Origin of the sequence: Streptomyces sp. IBSNAI002 (assembly GCF_052244475.1) — a bacterium.
Taxonomy (GTDB): Bacteria; Actinomycetota; Actinomycetes; order Streptomycetales; family Streptomycetaceae; genus Streptomyces.
On sequence record NZ_JBQPXG010000002.1, the window covers coordinates 2,952,219 to 2,966,512 of the forward strand.

A 14,294-nucleotide genomic window follows, 5' to 3' on the forward strand; every position below is an offset into this window, starting at 1 on the left:
CGCGTTCCTTACGATGCTCCGCATGAAGGAACCCTCCCTCCAGGCGCGCTGGGAGCGCCGTACGCAGGTGCCCCTGCTGGTGTTCGCCGTGTGCTTCGCCGTCGCGTACGCCGTGCCGATCGTGGTGCCCGACGCGCGACCGTGGGTGCACCGGGCGTGCACCTACGCGGAGTGGACGGTGTGGGGGGTCTTCGCCCTCGACTACCTGGTGCGGCTGGGCATCACGGCGGACCGCCGGCACTTCGTACGGACGCACTGGCTGGACCTGTGCGCCGTGGTGCTGCCGCTGGTGCAGCCGCTGCGGCTGCTGCGGCTGGTGTCGACGCTGCTGCTGGTGGGCCGGCGGGCCCGGATGGCTCCGCAGATCCGGCTGACGACGTACGTGGCCGGAGCCGTCGTGGGGCTGCTGATGTTCGGCTCGCTCGCGGTGCTGAGCGTGGAGCGGGACGCCCCGGACGGCAACATCCGCAATCTGGGCGACGCGGTGTGGTGGTCCTTCACCACCATGACGACGGTCGGGTACGGGGACCACTCCCCCACCACCGGGCTCGGCCGGGTCCTGGCCGTCGGGCTGATGCTGTCCGGGATCGCCCTGCTGGGTGTGGTGACCGCGAACATCGCCGCCTGGTTCATCGCCCGCTTCGAGCGGGACGACCGGGCGGAGCGGCTCCAGCTGGCGGCCATCGAGGAGCTCCACGCGGAGGTACGGGCGCTGCGCGCCGAAGTGTCCCGGCTGGGCGGCGCGCAGGCCGCCCAGCCCGGGGCCCCGGCGCCGCTGGAGGCGGTGGCGGGGCCCCGGACCGGGGCTAGTTCTCCCACACCTTGAACGCCCTTGCCTGGTAGGGGGACTGGGGCAGCCAGACCCCGTCACCCGGGTAGGTCTGGAACTCGCCGGTCTCCGCGCACACGGCCGACTGGTAGGTGGTCACCGGGCGCCCGGTGCGGTTGGCGAGGGACTGCGCGCTGGTTCCGGCGGGCAGTGCGGTGCAGCTGTTGACGTCGAGGGTGCTCAGTTCGTGGGTGTGCCGGGTCCCCTTGAACTCGGGTTTCGCCCATAGGCACAGCTGGCCCGTGGCGCATGACCCGAGGGTCGCCTGGCCGGCGGCGTGCGCGGTGCCGGCCGAGCTCGGGATGAGGGCGCTCAGGGCCAGGGCGAAGGCGGCGAAAGTGGTGCTCCACGTACGCATGACGGGTCAACTCCTTGTGGACGGGCGGTACCCGGACCGTTTCCGGGGCTCCGCTGACACCACGCTGACCTGCGGATACGGGCGGGCGGAAGGGGGCGCGGCCGGGTCCACCCTGATAGGCGACAGCCCTGCCGGAACCGTCCGGCAGGGCTGTCGTACGTACGGAGTTGACCCTTCCGCCAGGGCCTCCCGCAGGACCCTTCCGCCGGACTCCGCCGGGCCGCTCCGGGCGCGGGCGGCCCGGGCGCGCCGCCCGCGGGCTGTCCCCGAACGGGTTGCCGTCCCTTCACCAACGGCTTAACGGGACGGCCGCTGTGGGGCGGGTCACAGGTAGCCTGACCGCCCACTCGGCGTCAGAAGGGAGCCCCGCGGTGAGGACCGACGAGCGGACGGCAGCGGCCGCACCGGCCGCGCCCGTGGTGGCGGGACTGCGCGAGCGCAAGAAGCGGCGCACCCGGGACGCGCTGCTGCGCGCCGCCCTGCTGCTGTTCGTCTCCCAGGGGTACGAGCGCACCACCGTCGACGAGATCACCGACACCGTGCACGTCTCGCAGCGCACCTTCTTCCGGTACTTCGCGAACAAGGAGGAGGTCGCCTTCGCCGTCCAGGACCTGGTCGAGTCGCACTTCTTCGCGGCGCTCCAGGCCCGGCCGGCCGCCGAGGGCCCGCTCGAGGCGATGCGCGGTGCGGTGCTCACCACCTGGGACACCCTCGACGAGGCCCTGTGCGAAGTGGTCCCCGTCGAGCTCTACATGCGCGGCTACCGGCTGATCGAGCGCACCCCGGCCCTGCTCGCCGTGCACCTGCGCCGCTCCACCGGCCTGGAGGAACGGATCTCCCGGCTGCTCGCCGCCCGCGAGGGCCTGGACGTGGACGCCGACCCGCGCCCGCGCGTCGCCGCCGCCGTGTTCTGCGGGGTGATGCGGGTCACGGGCCGGCTGTGGGGGCAGGGCGAGGACACCGGCGTGGCCGCGATCCGGCGGATGACCGAGGCTTATCTGGACCAGATCGGCCCTGCTCTGGCAGGGGACTGGCGCCGCGGGACCACCGACGGCCCGCACCCCGCCGGCTGACCGCTGATCGCCAACTGGCGGCGCGGCCACACCCGGTCGGCCGTGAGACCCGTCACCCGGCGCGCCCCGGCCGGAATCGGTCTCCTACGCTGGTCCCAGTGAAACTGCCCGGCCCCGCCCTCCCCACCGCCCCCGGCGCCGACCCGCGCCCCGCCGCCCTGCGCACCCTGCTCGCGCTGGCTGTGGTCTTCGTCATGCTGGCGACGACCGGCTGGACGGCCGTGCACCGCCCCGAGGGCGGCACCCCGCTGCGCGCCGCCGCGCTCGCCGCCTGGGCGCAGGCCCGCATGGGCGGCCGGCCGGTTCCGCCCGCGGACGCCCCGGCCACGACCGTCGCCCACTTCTTCGACGGGCTCGACGGCGCCCAGCGGGCCCGGCTCGCCGACGGCTACCCCCTGGTCGTGGGCAACCTCGACGGGGCCCCCGCCGCCACCCGCTACCGGGCCAACCGGGTCGGACTGGAACAGGCCGGCCTGGTCGAGGAGGCCCGCGGCCGCGACGTGGCCCTGGCCCCCGCCGACCGGACCACGGCCATCCGCCGCGCCCACCGCTTCGCCTCGCTCGCCGAGCCCGGCCGGCAGATCCTCGCGTTCGACCCCACCGGCGGCGGCCTCGTCGCCGAGGTCTTCGGCGACCTGGACCGGGCCCGCCGGGTCTCGGTGGTCGTCCCCGGTGTCGACACCGACGCGGTCACCTTCGAGCGCACCCAGCGCCGTTTCACCGCCCCGGTCGGCATGGCCGAGTCCCTGTACGAGGCACAGCGCGCGGCCGCCCCGGACAGCCGCACCGCGGTCATCGCCTGGGCCGGGTACAACGCGCCCACCGGCGTCGGCGTGGACGCCGCCACCGGCCGCATGGCCTTCGACGGCGCCGTCCGGCTCAAGGCGCTGACCACCGCCCTGCCCGGGGACTCCACCGTGTCGCTGTTCTGCCACAGCTACGGATCGGTGGTGTGCGGGGTCGCCGCGCACGAGCTGCCGCGCCGGGTGACGGACGTGGTGGTGGCGGGCAGCCCCGGGATGCGGACGGAGAACGTCGCCGGGCTGCACACCTCGGCCCGGGTCTGGGCCACGCGCGACGAGGGCGACTGGATCGCGGACGTGCCGCACCTGGAGGTCGGCGGGCTGGGTCACGGAGCCGACCCGGTCTCTCCGGAGTTCGGTGCGCGGCTGCTGTCCTCGGCCACGGCCAAGGCCCACACCGGCTATTTCGAGCCAGGTACCGATTCGGTGGACAACTTCGCCAAAATCGGAACCGGCGCATTCGGTTCCGTCGTGTGCGCGACCGGGGACGACGCCTGCCGGGACGGGATTTCCGGCGCGGAGACCGACTGACGCGCGTAGAGGCCCGAAAGTGGGGCTCGCTCCGAGGGGGACGCGCGAGGGCCCCTCCCTTTACGATGTGCCGCATGGGTGACGTACTGGCCGGAAACCATGCCGTCTGGGAGTTCGACTCGGACTCGGTGCTCATCCGCTTCGCACGGGGGATACGCACGCCGAGACAGCCGAGACTCCTGCACGCCCTCGGCGCGCGCCGGATCCCCCTGGAAGCGGTGTCCGGGGTGACCGTGACCGCCGGGAAGCGGGACACGGTGGTGCTGCGTGCCGTCCCGCGGCCGGGCGCGGATCCGCTGATGGAGGCCGCCGCCGGGCAGCTGAGGGAGGTCTGCGACCCCTACCGGCTGGTGCTGCCGGGCGACCGGGCCCCGTACGCGGAGGCCTTCGCCGACACGCTGCGTTCCCGGCTCGGCCCGGAGGCGGCCGAGCCCGCCGAGCACTTCCTGGTCGAGGTGCCGAGACCGCCGCTCCAGCTGAAGGCGTACGACGCGCGCGTGACCCTCGACGGCTCGGCGGTCGCCTTCCACTGGTCCCGTACGGGCGCGACCAGCACCAAATGGAAGGCGGGCGACCAGCGTTACCCGCTGGCCGACCTCGCCGGCGTGGAGTGGAGCTCCCCGGACGGCCCCGGCGGGCACCTGCGGCTGCTGCTGCACGAACCCCCCGGGTCGGGGGCCGACCCCCGCCCGAGCCACGACCTCGCGGCGGCCGTCTTCGCCGTCGGGTACGGGTCGGTGCACGAGTCGCTGCCGTTCGCCGCGGCCGTCCTCGCCGCGCTGCGCGGCCGGACCCCGGTCGCCGCCCTCCCCTCTCCCCGGCCGTCCGACGACCGGCTCGAGCACCTGAGCGAGCTCCACTCGGCGGGCCTGCTGACGGACGCGGAGTACGTGGCCCTGCGGGACCGGTTCACGGCCGACACCCGCTGACCAGCGGGCCGGGCGGGGCCGGTCAGGCCCCGTCCGCCCGGCCGGTCAGGCCTCCCGTGACGCCGAGGTGAAGGTCATGTCCGGGTAGCGGTCCCCCACGACCCGGGACGCGATCGGCTCCAGCAGCGCCAGCTCCGCCGCCGTCAGCGTGATCCGCGCCGCCGCCGCGTTCTCCCGCAGCCGCGCCGCCCTGCGGGTGCCCGGGATCGGTACCACGGTCAGCCCCTGGTGCACCCGAGCCCGCTGCTGCACCCAGGCCAGCGCGATCTGCGCCGGGCTCGCCCCGTGCGCGGCCGCGACCTCCCGGACCGGGGCCAGCAGCGCCGCGTTCGTCTTCGCGTTCTCGCCGGTGAACCGCGGCTGGTGGCGGCGGAAGTCCTCGGCCCCCAGGTCCGTCGAGGCGTCGGCGAAGGCCCCCGTCAGGAACCCCCGGCCCAGCGGGGAGTACGGCACGAAGGCCACGCCCAGCTCGGCCGCCGCCGGTACCGCGCTGCGCTCCACGTCCCGGCTGAACAGCGACCACTCCGACTGGAGCGCCACGATGGGGTGCACGGCGTGCGCCTCGCGCAGTTCCGCGCCGGTGACCTCGCTGAGCCCCAGGTGGCGCACCTTGCCCTCGCGCACCAGCTCCGCCATCGCGCCCACCGACTCGGCGAGCGGCACCGCCGGGTCGCGCCGGTGCATGTAGTACAGGTCGATGACGTCCACGCCGAGCCTGCGAAGGCTGCCCTCGACGGCCTGCCGGACGTAGGCGCGGTCGTTGCGGACGCCGCGGTAGTGCGGGTCCTCGTTGCGCTCTATGGCGAACTTCGTCGCCAGGGTGATCTCCTCGCGGTGCGCGGCCACGAAGGGGGCGAGGAACTCCTCGTTGCGCCCCAGGCCGTAGACGTCCGCGGTGTCGAAGAGGGTGACCCCGGCGGCCAGCGCCGCGTCCAGGGTCTCGCGGGCCGCCGCCTCGTCGGTGTCCCCGTAGAACTCGCTGATGCCCATGCAGCCCAGGCCCTGGACGCCGACCAGCGGGCCGCCCTTGCCGAGTTCGACCTGCTCGATGGTGGTGGTGCCGTCGTGCTCCGTCATGACTGCGCCTTCCCCGCGACCGCCTTCATCGCATAGAAATCGATCTTGTAGTCCAGCACGGCGAGCGCGTCCGTCAGCTCCGAGAGCCGGGCCCGTACGTCGCGCCGCGTCGCCTCCAGCAGCTCGCGGCGCTCGTCGAGGGTGTGCTCGCCCTCGCGGACCAGTTCGGCGTAGCGGACCATGTCCGCCACCGCCATCCCGGTGGCGCGCAGCTTGCCCACGAAGGCCAGCCAGTCGAGGTCCTTGTCGCTGAAGCGCCGCTGCCCCGAGTGGGAGCGGTCCACGTGCGGCATCAGGCCGATCCGCTCGTACCAGCGCAGCGTGTGCTGGGTCAGACCGGTCCGGGCCTCGACCTCGCTGATCGTGTACCGCGTCTGCGTCAGGCTCATGGGCCACACGCTAAAACCCTAGAGTGCACTCCAAGCAAGTAGGCTCGACGCCATGCAGAGCTTGCGGATCATCGAGAACTGGCCGGTGCAGACGGCCGCGGCGGCCGTCGTACGCGCCGACGGCAGCCTGGCCGGCTCCCACGGACCCGTCGGCCACCGTTTCGCGCTGGCCTCGGTCACCAAGCCGCTCGCCGCGTACGCGGCCCTCGTCGCGTACGAGGAGGGGGCGATCGAGCTGGACGAACCGGCCGGGCCCGAGGGTTCGACGGTCCGTCATCTGCTCGCGCACACCAGCGGGCTGGCCTTCGACGAGCACCGGGTGAGCGCTCCGCCCGGGCAGCGCCGGCTGTACTCGAACGCCGGCTTCGAGGTCCTCGGCGACCACATCACCAAGGCCACCGGCATCCCGTTCGCGCAGTACCTGCACCAGGCGGTGTGCGAGCCGCTGGGCATGACCTCCACCACCCTGGAGGGCTCCCCCGCCAAGGACGGCGTCTCGACCGTCTCCGACCTCGTACGGTTCGCCGCCGAGCTCCAGGCGCCCCGGCTGCTCGACGTGCGGACGGTCGCGGAGGCCACCTCCGTCGTGCACCCCGGCCTCAAGGGCGTCCTGCCGGGCTACGGCCACCAGTCCCCCAACGACTGGGGCCTGGGCATGGAGATCCGCGACGGCAAGTCCCCTCACTGGACGGGCGCTTCCTCGTCCCCGCGCACCTTCGGCCACTTCGGCCAGTCCGGCACCTTCCTGTGGGTGGACCCGGACGCCCGCGCCGCGTGCGTGGCCCTGACGGACCGCGCGTTCGGCCCGTGGGCGGTGGCGGCGTGGACCCCGTTCACCGACGCGGTCCTCGCCGAGCTCCGCTCCGCCTAGCTCCACCTAGGCGGGCCGGTCCGCGAGCTCCCAGATCAGCAGCTCGCCCGGGGACCCGGCGACGATCTCCAGGCCCTTCTCGCCGGTGATCCGCACCGCGTCCCCCGGGCCGAGCTCCTCGCCGTCCAGGCGCAGGTCCCCGCGCACCACGTGCAGGTACACGCGTTCCGCCGCCGGTACGGCGACCCGCTCGCCCGCGCCCGGCCGCCGCACGTGCAGCACCGCTCCGGCCGCGGGAACCTCGTAGGGCGTGCCGTCGGAGAGGCCCCTGACCACCTCGTACGAGGGGTCGCCGCCCGGGTCGAGCGGCGCGAGCCAGGTCTGTACGAAGCGCAGCCGTCCCGCGCCGTCGTTGCGCTCCACGTGCCGCGCCCCGGATCCGGCGCTGAGCCGCTGTACGTCGCCGGGGCGGACCACGCCCTCCTCCCCGGTGTCGTCGCGGTGGGTGAGCTCGCCCTCGACGACCCAGGTGACGATCTCGGTGTGGCTGTGCGGGTGCTCGTCGAAGCCGGCGCCCGGGGCGAGGGTCTCCTCGTTGCAGGCCAGGACCGGGCCGAAGCGCAGGTTGTCCGGGTCGTAGTGGGACCCGAAGGAGAAGGCGTGCCGGGTGGTGATCCCGGCGGCCTGGTCCCCGCCCTCGTACCGGTCGGCGCCGCGGCGTACATCAATCATGGGGGCCACCGTAGACCCAGCCGCGGGCCGGACACGGGACCGGACTCCGCGCAGCCGTCCCGATAAGGCAGTCTTGTCACGTGCCCCAACCCGAACGTGAGCATTCCCCCGCGACACAGGCCGCGCATCCCGCTCCGGCCCATCCGCACACCGCGACGCTGCGCCGACTGGAGAAGTCCTCCGGCCGGCTCGCCGCCAACGCGATCGCGCGGATGGACGAGACCCTGCCGTGGTACCGGGCGATGCCCCCGGAGAACCGGTCGTGGATCGGCCTGGTCGCCCAGGCAGGCATCGCGGCGTTCACCGAGTGGTTCCGGCACCCGGAAACCCCCCAGGCGATCTCCACCGACGTGTTCGGGACGGCTCCGCGGGAGCTGACCCGGGCGATCACCCTGCGCCAGACCGTCGAGATGGTCCGCACCACGATCGAGGTCATGGAGACCGCGATCGAGGAGGTCGCGGCCCCGGGCGACGAACAGATCCTGCGCGAGGCGCTGCTCGTGTACGCCCGCGAGATCGCCTTCGCGACGGCCCAGGTGTACGCGCAGGCCGCCGAGGCGCGCGGGGCGTGGGACGCGCGGCTGGAGTCGCTGGTCGTCAACGCGGTGCTGTCCGGCGAGGCCGACGAGGGCGCGCTCTCGCGGGCGGCGGCGCTGGGCTGGAACTCCCCCGAGCACGTGTGCGTGGTGCTGGGCACCGCGCCGGAGGGGGACAGCGAGCTGACGGTCGAGGCGATCCGGCGCGCGGCCCGCCACCACAAGCTCCAGGTCCTGACGGGGGTGCTCGGCGACCGCCTGGTGGTCATCGCGGGCGGCAGCGACAACCCGATCCAGGTGGCGAAGTCCCTGATCGGGCCGTTCGCGGCCGGTCCGGTGGTGGCCGGTCCGGTGGTGGCCGACCTGCTGAACGCGACGAAGTCGGCGCAGGCCTCGGCGGCCGGACTGAAGGCCTGCACGGCGTGGCAGGACGCCCCGCGTCCGGTCCTGGCGGACGATCTCCTCCCGGAGCGGGCCATCGCCTCGGATCCCGCTGCCAGGGAGCAGCTGGTGGAGGAGATCTACAGACCGCTGGAAGAGGCGGGCTCGGCGCTGCTGGAGACGCTGAGTGTCTATCTGGAGCAGGCGAGCAGCCTCGAGGGGGCGGCCCGGATGCTCTTCGTGCACCCGAACACGGTGCGCTACCGGCTGCGACGTGTGACCGACGTCACCGGCTGGTCACCTTCCGATGTCCGCTCGGCGTTCACGCTGCGGATCGCCCTGATTCTGGGGCGTCTGGCCGACGGCGACAGCCAGTCCTAGACTTTTGTCGGACTTCAACAATTACCCCGACGGTTCTTGGTCCCTGTCCCCACGGGCGGCAGGGACCATCCACAAGAGAGAGTGTGAGGGTGCTCGTACTCGTCGCTCCCGGCCAAGGCGCTCAGACGCCCGGCTTCCTGACTCCCTGGCTCGACCTCCCCGGTGCCGCTGACCGCGTCGCCGCCTGGTCGGACGCCATCGGGCTCGACCTCGCCCACTACGGCACCAAGGCCGACGCGGACGAGATCCGCGACACGGCCGTGGCGCAGCCGCTGCTGGTCGCGGCCGGTCTGCTGTCCGCCGGCGCGCTGGGGCCGTCCGCGGCCTTCGGTGCCGTCGCGGGCCACAGCGTCGGCGAGTTCACCGCCGCCGCGTACTCCGGTGTGCTGTCCGACGCCGAAGCGCTGTCGCTCGTCCGTACGCGCGGCCTGGCCATGGCCGAGGCCGCCGCCGTCACGGAGACCGGCATGGCCGCGGTGCTCGGCGGTGACCGCGACGTGGTCGTCGCGCACCTGGACGCAATGGGTCTGACCCCGGCCAACATCAACGGCGCGGGCCAGATCGTGGCCGCCGGCACCACGGAGCAGATCTCCGCCCTGGTCGCCGAGAAGCCCGAAGGCTCCACGAAGGTCGTCGCCCTCAAGGTCGCGGGCGCCTTCCACACGCACCACATGGCCCCGGCGGTCGCCACGCTGGAGAAGGCCGCCGCGGCGGTGTCCCCGGCGGATCCGGCACTGAAGTACGTCTCGAACAAGGACGGCCTCGTCGTCGCCACGGGCGCCGACGTCGTCGCCCGTCTGGTCGGCCAGGTCGCGAACCCGGTCCGCTGGGACCTGTGCATGGAGACGTTCGCCGAGCTGGGCGTCACGGGGATCATCGAGCTCTGCCCCGGCGGCACCCTGACGGGTCTGGCCAAGCGCGCGCTCAAGGGCGTGCCGAACGTGGCGCTGAAGACCCCGGACGATCTCGACAAGGCCGCGGCGCTCATCGCCGAGCAGACGGCCTGAGAGAAGGAGCCCACACAGCATGTCCAAGATCAAGCCGGCCAAGGGCTCCCCGTACGCCCGCATCCTCGGCGTCGGCGGCTACCGCCCGACCCGTGTGGTGCCCAACGAGGTCATCCTCGAGACGATCGACTCGTCGGACGAGTGGATCCGCTCCCGTTCCGGCATCGCCACCCGGCACTGGGCCTCGCCCCAGGAGACCGTCGCCGCGATGTCGGTGGAGGCCTCCGGCAAGGCGCTGGCCGACGCCGGTGTCTCCCCGGAGCAGATCGGTGCCGTGATCGTCTCGACGGTCTCGCACTTCAAGCAGACCCCGGCGATCGCGACGGAGATCGCGCACCGGATCGGCGCCGTCAAGCCCGCCGCCTTCGACATCTCCGCGGGCTGCGCCGGTTTCGGCTACGGTCTGACCCTGGCCAAGGGCCTGGTGGTGGAAGGTTCCGCCCAGTACGTGCTCGTGATCGGCGTGGAGCGGCTCTCGGACCTGACCGACCTGGAGGACCGCGCGACGGCCTTCCTGTTCGGTGACGGCGCCGGCGCCGTGGTCGTGGGCCCTTCGGACGAGCCCGCCATCGGCCCCACGGTGTGGGGTTCGGAGGGCGACAAGTCCGAGACCATCAAGCAGACCGTGCCGTGGGACGAGTTCCGCAGCAAGGACAGCGCCGAGAAGTTCCCGGCCATCACGCAGGAGGGTCAGGCGGTCTTCCGCTGGGCCGTCTTCGAGATGGCCAAGGTGGCCCAGCAGGCGCTCGACGCCGCCGGGATCACCGCCGACGACCTGGACGTCTTCATTCCGCACCAGGCAAACATGCGGATCATCGACTCGATGGTGAAGACTCTGAAGCTGCCGGAGCACGTGACGGTCGCCCGTGACGTGGAGACCACCGGCAACACCTCGGCCGCCTCGATCCCGCTCGCTATGGAGCGGCTCCTGGCGACCGGAGCGGCGAAGAGCGGCGACACCGCGCTCGTCATCGGCTTCGGGGCGGGACTCGTCTACGCCGCGACGGTCGTTACCCTCCCCTAGGGTCCGGATTCGCGTCCGGCCCCGATACCCAGTTACCCAGAGAAGGAGCGCCACATGGCCGCCACCCAGGAAGAGATCGTCGCCGGTCTCGCCGAGATCGTCAACGAGATCGCCGGCATCCCCGTCGAGGACGTCCAGACCGACAAGTCGTTCACCGACGACCTCGACGTCGACTCCCTCTCCATGGTCGAGGTCGTCGTCGCCGCCGAAGAGCGCTTCGACGTCAAGATCCCGGACGAGGACGTCAAGAACCTCAAGACGGTCGGCGACGCCGCGGACTACATCCTGAACCACCAGGCCTGAGCCTGACGAGCGTTTGTCGCCACCTGGCGGTGGCGCCGTGACAATTCAGCACCCCCTGAGACGTGGAGAAAGAATTCCTGTGAGCCCGACCAATCGCACCGTGGTCGTCACCGGTATCGGCGCAACCACTCCGCTGGGTGGCGACAGCGCTTCGACCTGGGAAGGTCTGCTCGCCGGTCGTTCCGGCGTAAAGCCCCTGGAGGGCGAGCGCTTCGCCGAGCTCCCGGTACGCATCGCCGCACAGGCCGCCGTGGACCCCGGTGAGGTCCTGCCCCGGCCGCTGGCCCGCAAGCTCGACCGCTCGGCGCAGTTCGCCGTCATCGCCGCCCGCGAGGCGTGGGCCGACGCCGGCTACACCGACCCGGCCGGCGCGGAGACGACGGGTGCGTCCATCGCCCCCGACCGCCTGGGCACCGTGATCGCCTCCGGCATCGGCGGCGTGACGACCCTGCTCGACCAGTACGACGTGCTGAAGGAGAAGGGTGTGCGCCGGGTCTCCCCGCACACCGTCCCGATGCTCATGCCGAACGGCCCGTCCGCCAACGTCGGCCTGGAGGTCAACGCCCAGGCGGGCGTGCACACTCCGGTCAGCGCCTGCGCGTCCGGCGCCGAGGCCATCGGCTACGCCGTCGAGATGATCCGCAGCGGCCGTGCCGACGTGGTCCTCGCCGGCGGCACCGAGGCGGCGATCCACCCGCTGCCGATCGCCGCGTTCGCCAACATGATGGCGATGTCCAAGAACAACGAGAACCCCGAGCAGGCCTCGCGCCCCTACGACAAGGGCCGTGACGGCTTCGTCCTGGGCGAAGGCGCGGGCGTCGTCGTCCTGGAGTCCGCCGAGCACGCCGCCGCGCGCGGCGCCCGGGTCTACTGCGAGGTGCTGGGCCAGGGCCTGTCCGCCGACAGCCACCACATCGCGCAGCCGGAGCCGACCGGCCGCGGTGTCGCGGCGGCGGTGCAGAACCTGCTCGACAACACCGGGCTCGACACGACCGAGCTGGTGCACCTGAACGCGCACGCCACGTCCACCCCGCAGGGTGACACGGCCGAGCTGAAGGCCCTGCGCAAGGTGCTGGGTGACGACCTCGACCACATCGCGATCTCCGCGACCAAGTCGATGACCGGTCACCTGCTGGGCGGTGCGGGCGGTATCGAGACCGTCGCGACCGTGCTCGCGCTGTACCACCGGCTGGCCCCGCCGACCATCAACGTCGACGAGCTCGACGACGACATCGACGCGGACATCGTGCGCGGCGAGCCGCGCAAGCTGCCGGCCGACGGCCCGATCTCGGCGATCAACAACTCCTTCGGCTTCGGCGGCCACAACGTGACCCTCGCGTTCCGGAGCGTCTGACCCCGTACGCGCGAAGGGCCCCGACCGGCAGTTGCCGGTCGGGGCCCTTCGCGTTGCTCTCAGACGACCTGGTGGAGCCAGCGCACCGGGGCGCCTTCGCCCGCGTAGCGGAAGGGCTCCAGTTCGTCGTCCCAGGGTTTGCCGAGCAGCTTGGCGATCTCCGCCTCCAGGTCGGTCTCGCCGCGGCCGGACCGGGCGAGGGCGGCGCGCAGCCGGTCCTCGGGGATCAGGATGTCGCCGTGCATGCCCGTGACGGCGTGGAAGATGCCGAGCTCCGGGGTGGAGCTGTAGCGCTCGCCCTCGGCGGTCGGGCAGGGTTCGGCGGTCACCTCGAAGCGCAGCAGGTGCCAGCCGCGCAGTGCGGAGGCGAGCTTCGAGGCGGTGCCCGCCTCGGCCTGCCAGGAGAACTCGGCTCTCCAGGTGCCCGGGGAGGCGGGCTGCCTGATCCAGTCGAGGTTCACCCGCACCCCGAGCACGCCCGCAACAGCCCATTCCACGTGCGGGCAGAGCGCACGCGGTGCGGAATGCACGTACAGAACTCCACGTGTCGTCACCGGGACCTCCAGTGTGGGACGAGGTCGGGAATAAACTCCAGAAAACGGACAGTATGTGACGTGATGTAATGTAACGGAAATTATTTGACATTGCGCAACGGGACCTGCGGCCGAAACGCCACGGGAAAAAGCTACCGTGCGTCAGGGGTCATGGTGTGACGTACGGTCGCTCCGAGGCCGGTAAACACAGAGCTTTCACTCAGCAGGACCCCCCGGACGACACGGGGGTGTCGAGGAGGGGACCATCCCATGCGCACCACCGCTCCGCGCAGCCGCGCGCGCCGGACCCTCGCGGGCGCGGGAGCGGCGGCCGTCCTGCTGGCCGGGGCGCTGACGGGGTGCGGGCCGGGCGGGCCGGGCGCCGAGGGCGAGCGCGGGGCGCAGGCCGCGCCGCGCTGGAACACCGCGCCCGCCTCGATCGCGGCGGTCGGCGACTCCATCACCCGCGGCTTCGACGCCTGTTCGGTGCTCGCCGACTGCCCCGAGGTCTCCTGGGCCACAGGAAACGATCCCGCGGTCCGCTCGCTGGCCGCGCGGCTGCTCGGGGAGGCCGAGGCGCCCGCCCGCAGCTGGAACCTCGCGGTGACCGGATCGCGGATGGCGGACGTGCCCGCGCAGCTGTCGCAGGCGGCGGCGTACAAGCCTGACCTGGTCACGGTCATGGTGGGCTCGAACGACGCCTGCCGGCCCACGGCTTCGTCGATGACCCCGGTGGCCGAGTTCCGGGCCGGCTTCGAGACGGCCCTCTCGGGGCTGCGGGCCTCGACGCCCGGCACGCAGGTGTACGTCTCCAGCGTCCCGGACCTCCAGCGGCTGTGGGAGCAGGGCAAGGACGACCCGATGGTGCGCAGGATCTGGAGCCTCGGGATCTGCCAGTCGATGCTCGCCGATCCGCTGTCGGCGGGCTCGGGGGCGCAGGCCCGGCGCGAGCAGGTGCGGGCGCGGGTGGTCGAGTACAACGAGGTGCTGCGCGAGGTCTGCGCGAAGGACACGCTGTGCCGCTACGACGGCGGAGCGGTCTTCCAGTACCCCTTCTCGACGGATCAGTTGAGCCGCTGGGACTGGTTCCATCCGGGCAAGGACGGCCAGGCGCGGCTGGCGGAACTGGCGCACCGACAGGTGACGGCGGCGCAGCCGCCACGTTGACGCGAAGGACCGGAGGCGGGTGTCAGGGCCCGCCTCCGGTCCGGCTTCAGGGGACGCGGCAGGAGTTATTTCCGGC

16 protein-coding genes are annotated in these 14,294 nt (G+C 72.7%); 11 read left to right on the top strand and 5 right to left on the bottom strand.

What is annotated here, in order from left to right; all coding sequences use genetic code 11:
• Window positions 1-22 precede the first annotated feature (22 nt).
• On the top strand, window positions 23-826 hold the full coding sequence (locus ACTVZO_RS14365; protein ID WP_443298762.1) for a potassium channel family protein: 804 nt from the start codon (window positions 23-25) through the stop codon (window positions 824-826).
• Here the strand turns inward: ACTVZO_RS14365 and ACTVZO_RS14370 are convergent.
• The gene (locus tag ACTVZO_RS14370) at window positions 807-1,187 is read right to left on the bottom strand and encodes a peptidase inhibitor family I36 protein (protein WP_443298763.1); all 381 of its coding nucleotides are present in this window, start codon (window positions 1,185-1,187) and stop codon (window positions 807-809) included. The two genes, ACTVZO_RS14365 and ACTVZO_RS14370, sit on opposite strands and share 20 nt — an antisense overlap.
• A gap of 371 nt (window positions 1,188-1,558) precedes the next feature.
• On the opposite strand from ACTVZO_RS14370, the gene ACTVZO_RS14375 reads away from it, so the two are divergent.
• The 3 genes from ACTVZO_RS14375 to ACTVZO_RS14385 all read left to right on the top strand — a co-directional run bounded on the left by ACTVZO_RS14375 (window position 1,559) and on the right by ACTVZO_RS14385 (window position 4,523).
• On the top strand, window positions 1,559-2,260 hold the full coding sequence (locus ACTVZO_RS14375; RefSeq protein WP_443298764.1) for a TetR/AcrR family transcriptional regulator: 702 nt from the start codon (window positions 1,559-1,561) through the stop codon (window positions 2,258-2,260).
• A 104-nt stretch (window positions 2,261-2,364) separates the two neighbouring features.
• Window positions 2,365-3,594 carry an alpha/beta hydrolase gene (locus ACTVZO_RS14380; protein ID WP_443303172.1) on the top strand — a complete coding sequence of 410 codons (1,230 nt, stop codon included), beginning with the start codon at window positions 2,365-2,367 and terminating at the stop codon, window positions 3,592-3,594.
• Between the two features lie 74 nt (window positions 3,595-3,668).
• Entirely contained in the window at window positions 3,669-4,523 is an 855-nt protein-coding gene (locus tag ACTVZO_RS14385) for a DUF4429 domain-containing protein (protein WP_443298765.1), read from the top strand.
• 45 nt (window positions 4,524-4,568) lie between these two features.
• Here ACTVZO_RS14385 and ACTVZO_RS14390 read toward each other — a convergent pair whose 3' ends face one another.
• A complete protein-coding gene (locus tag ACTVZO_RS14390) occupies window positions 4,569-5,600 on the bottom strand; it encodes an aldo/keto reductase (protein WP_443298766.1) in 1,032 nt (343 codons plus the stop codon).
• The gene (locus tag ACTVZO_RS14395) at window positions 5,597-5,989 is read right to left on the bottom strand and encodes a MerR family transcriptional regulator (protein WP_443298767.1); all 393 of its coding nucleotides are present in this window, start codon (window positions 5,987-5,989) and stop codon (window positions 5,597-5,599) included. The genes ACTVZO_RS14390 and ACTVZO_RS14395 overlap by 4 nt, the downstream gene beginning before the upstream one ends.
• A gap of 52 nt (window positions 5,990-6,041) precedes the next feature.
• Here ACTVZO_RS14395 and ACTVZO_RS14400 point away from each other — a divergent pair, with 52 nt between their 5' ends.
• Complete coding sequence (locus tag ACTVZO_RS14400) at window positions 6,042-6,860, top strand: serine hydrolase domain-containing protein (RefSeq protein WP_443298768.1); 819 nt, start codon at window positions 6,042-6,044, stop codon at window positions 6,858-6,860.
• Window positions 6,861-6,866: 6 nt separating this feature from the next.
• On the opposite strand, the gene ACTVZO_RS14405 is transcribed toward ACTVZO_RS14400, so the two are convergent.
• Window positions 6,867-7,532, bottom strand: a complete 666-nt coding sequence (locus tag ACTVZO_RS14405; protein WP_443298769.1) for a pirin family protein — start codon at window positions 7,530-7,532, stop codon at window positions 6,867-6,869.
• Window positions 7,533-7,612: 80 nt separating this feature from the next.
• Here ACTVZO_RS14405 and ACTVZO_RS14410 point away from each other — a divergent pair, with 80 nt between their 5' ends.
• From ACTVZO_RS14410 to ACTVZO_RS14430, 5 genes are all read left to right on the top strand, one after another.
• Window positions 7,613-8,830 (top strand): PucR family transcriptional regulator, encoded by a 1,218-nt coding sequence (locus ACTVZO_RS14410; RefSeq protein WP_443298770.1) that lies wholly within the window; start codon window positions 7,613-7,615, stop codon window positions 8,828-8,830.
• Between the two features lie 89 nt (window positions 8,831-8,919).
• On the top strand, window positions 8,920-9,837 hold the full coding sequence (locus ACTVZO_RS14415; protein WP_443298771.1) for an ACP S-malonyltransferase: 918 nt from the start codon (window positions 8,920-8,922) through the stop codon (window positions 9,835-9,837).
• Window positions 9,838-9,856: 19 nt separating this feature from the next.
• Window positions 9,857-10,861, top strand: a complete 1,005-nt coding sequence (locus tag ACTVZO_RS14420) for a ketoacyl-ACP synthase III (RefSeq protein ID WP_215140919.1) — start codon at window positions 9,857-9,859, stop codon at window positions 10,859-10,861.
• Window positions 10,862-10,915: 54 nt separating this feature from the next.
• A complete protein-coding gene (locus ACTVZO_RS14425) occupies window positions 10,916-11,164 on the top strand; it encodes an acyl carrier protein (RefSeq protein ID WP_361760513.1) in 249 nt (82 codons plus the stop codon).
• 79 nt (window positions 11,165-11,243) lie between these two features.
• Window positions 11,244-12,518, top strand: coding sequence for a beta-ketoacyl-[acyl-carrier-protein] synthase family protein (locus tag ACTVZO_RS14430; RefSeq protein ID WP_443298772.1), 1,275 nt, complete (start codon window positions 11,244-11,246; stop codon window positions 12,516-12,518).
• Window positions 12,519-12,577: 59 nt separating this feature from the next.
• Here ACTVZO_RS14430 and ACTVZO_RS14435 read toward each other — a convergent pair whose 3' ends face one another.
• A complete protein-coding gene (locus tag ACTVZO_RS14435; RefSeq protein ID WP_069920163.1) occupies window positions 12,578-13,072 on the bottom strand; it encodes a DUF3145 domain-containing protein in 495 nt (164 codons plus the stop codon).
• 249 nt (window positions 13,073-13,321) lie between these two features.
• On the opposite strand from ACTVZO_RS14435, the gene ACTVZO_RS14440 reads away from it, so the two are divergent.
• A complete protein-coding gene (locus ACTVZO_RS14440; protein ID WP_443298773.1) occupies window positions 13,322-14,218 on the top strand; it encodes an SGNH/GDSL hydrolase family protein in 897 nt (298 codons plus the stop codon).
• Window positions 14,219-14,294 lie beyond the last annotated feature (76 nt).

Coding starts and splice junctions, on each gene's coding strand:
- ACTVZO_RS14365 (WP_443298762.1), top strand. CDS start 23: ATGAAGGAACCCTCCCTCCAGGCGCGCTGGGAGCGCCGTACGCAGGTG.
- ACTVZO_RS14370 (WP_443298763.1), bottom strand. CDS start 1,187: ATGCGTACGTGGAGCACCACTTTCGCCGCCTTCGCCCTGGCCCTGAGC.
- ACTVZO_RS14385 (WP_443298765.1), top strand. CDS start 3,669: ATGGGTGACGTACTGGCCGGAAACCATGCCGTCTGGGAGTTCGACTCG.
- ACTVZO_RS14390 (WP_443298766.1), bottom strand. CDS start 5,600: ATGACGGAGCACGACGGCACCACCACCATCGAGCAGGTCGAACTCGGC.
- ACTVZO_RS14395 (WP_443298767.1), bottom strand. CDS start 5,989: ATGAGCCTGACGCAGACGCGGTACACGATCAGCGAGGTCGAGGCCCGG.
- ACTVZO_RS14400 (WP_443298768.1), top strand. CDS start 6,042: ATGCAGAGCTTGCGGATCATCGAGAACTGGCCGGTGCAGACGGCCGCG.
- ACTVZO_RS14405 (WP_443298769.1), bottom strand. CDS start 7,532: ATGATTGATGTACGCCGCGGCGCCGACCGGTACGAGGGCGGGGACCAG.
- ACTVZO_RS14420 (WP_215140919.1), top strand. CDS start 9,857: ATGTCCAAGATCAAGCCGGCCAAGGGCTCCCCGTACGCCCGCATCCTC.
- ACTVZO_RS14425 (WP_361760513.1), top strand. CDS start 10,916: ATGGCCGCCACCCAGGAAGAGATCGTCGCCGGTCTCGCCGAGATCGTC.
- ACTVZO_RS14440 (WP_443298773.1), top strand. CDS start 13,322: ATGCGCACCACCGCTCCGCGCAGCCGCGCGCGCCGGACCCTCGCGGGC.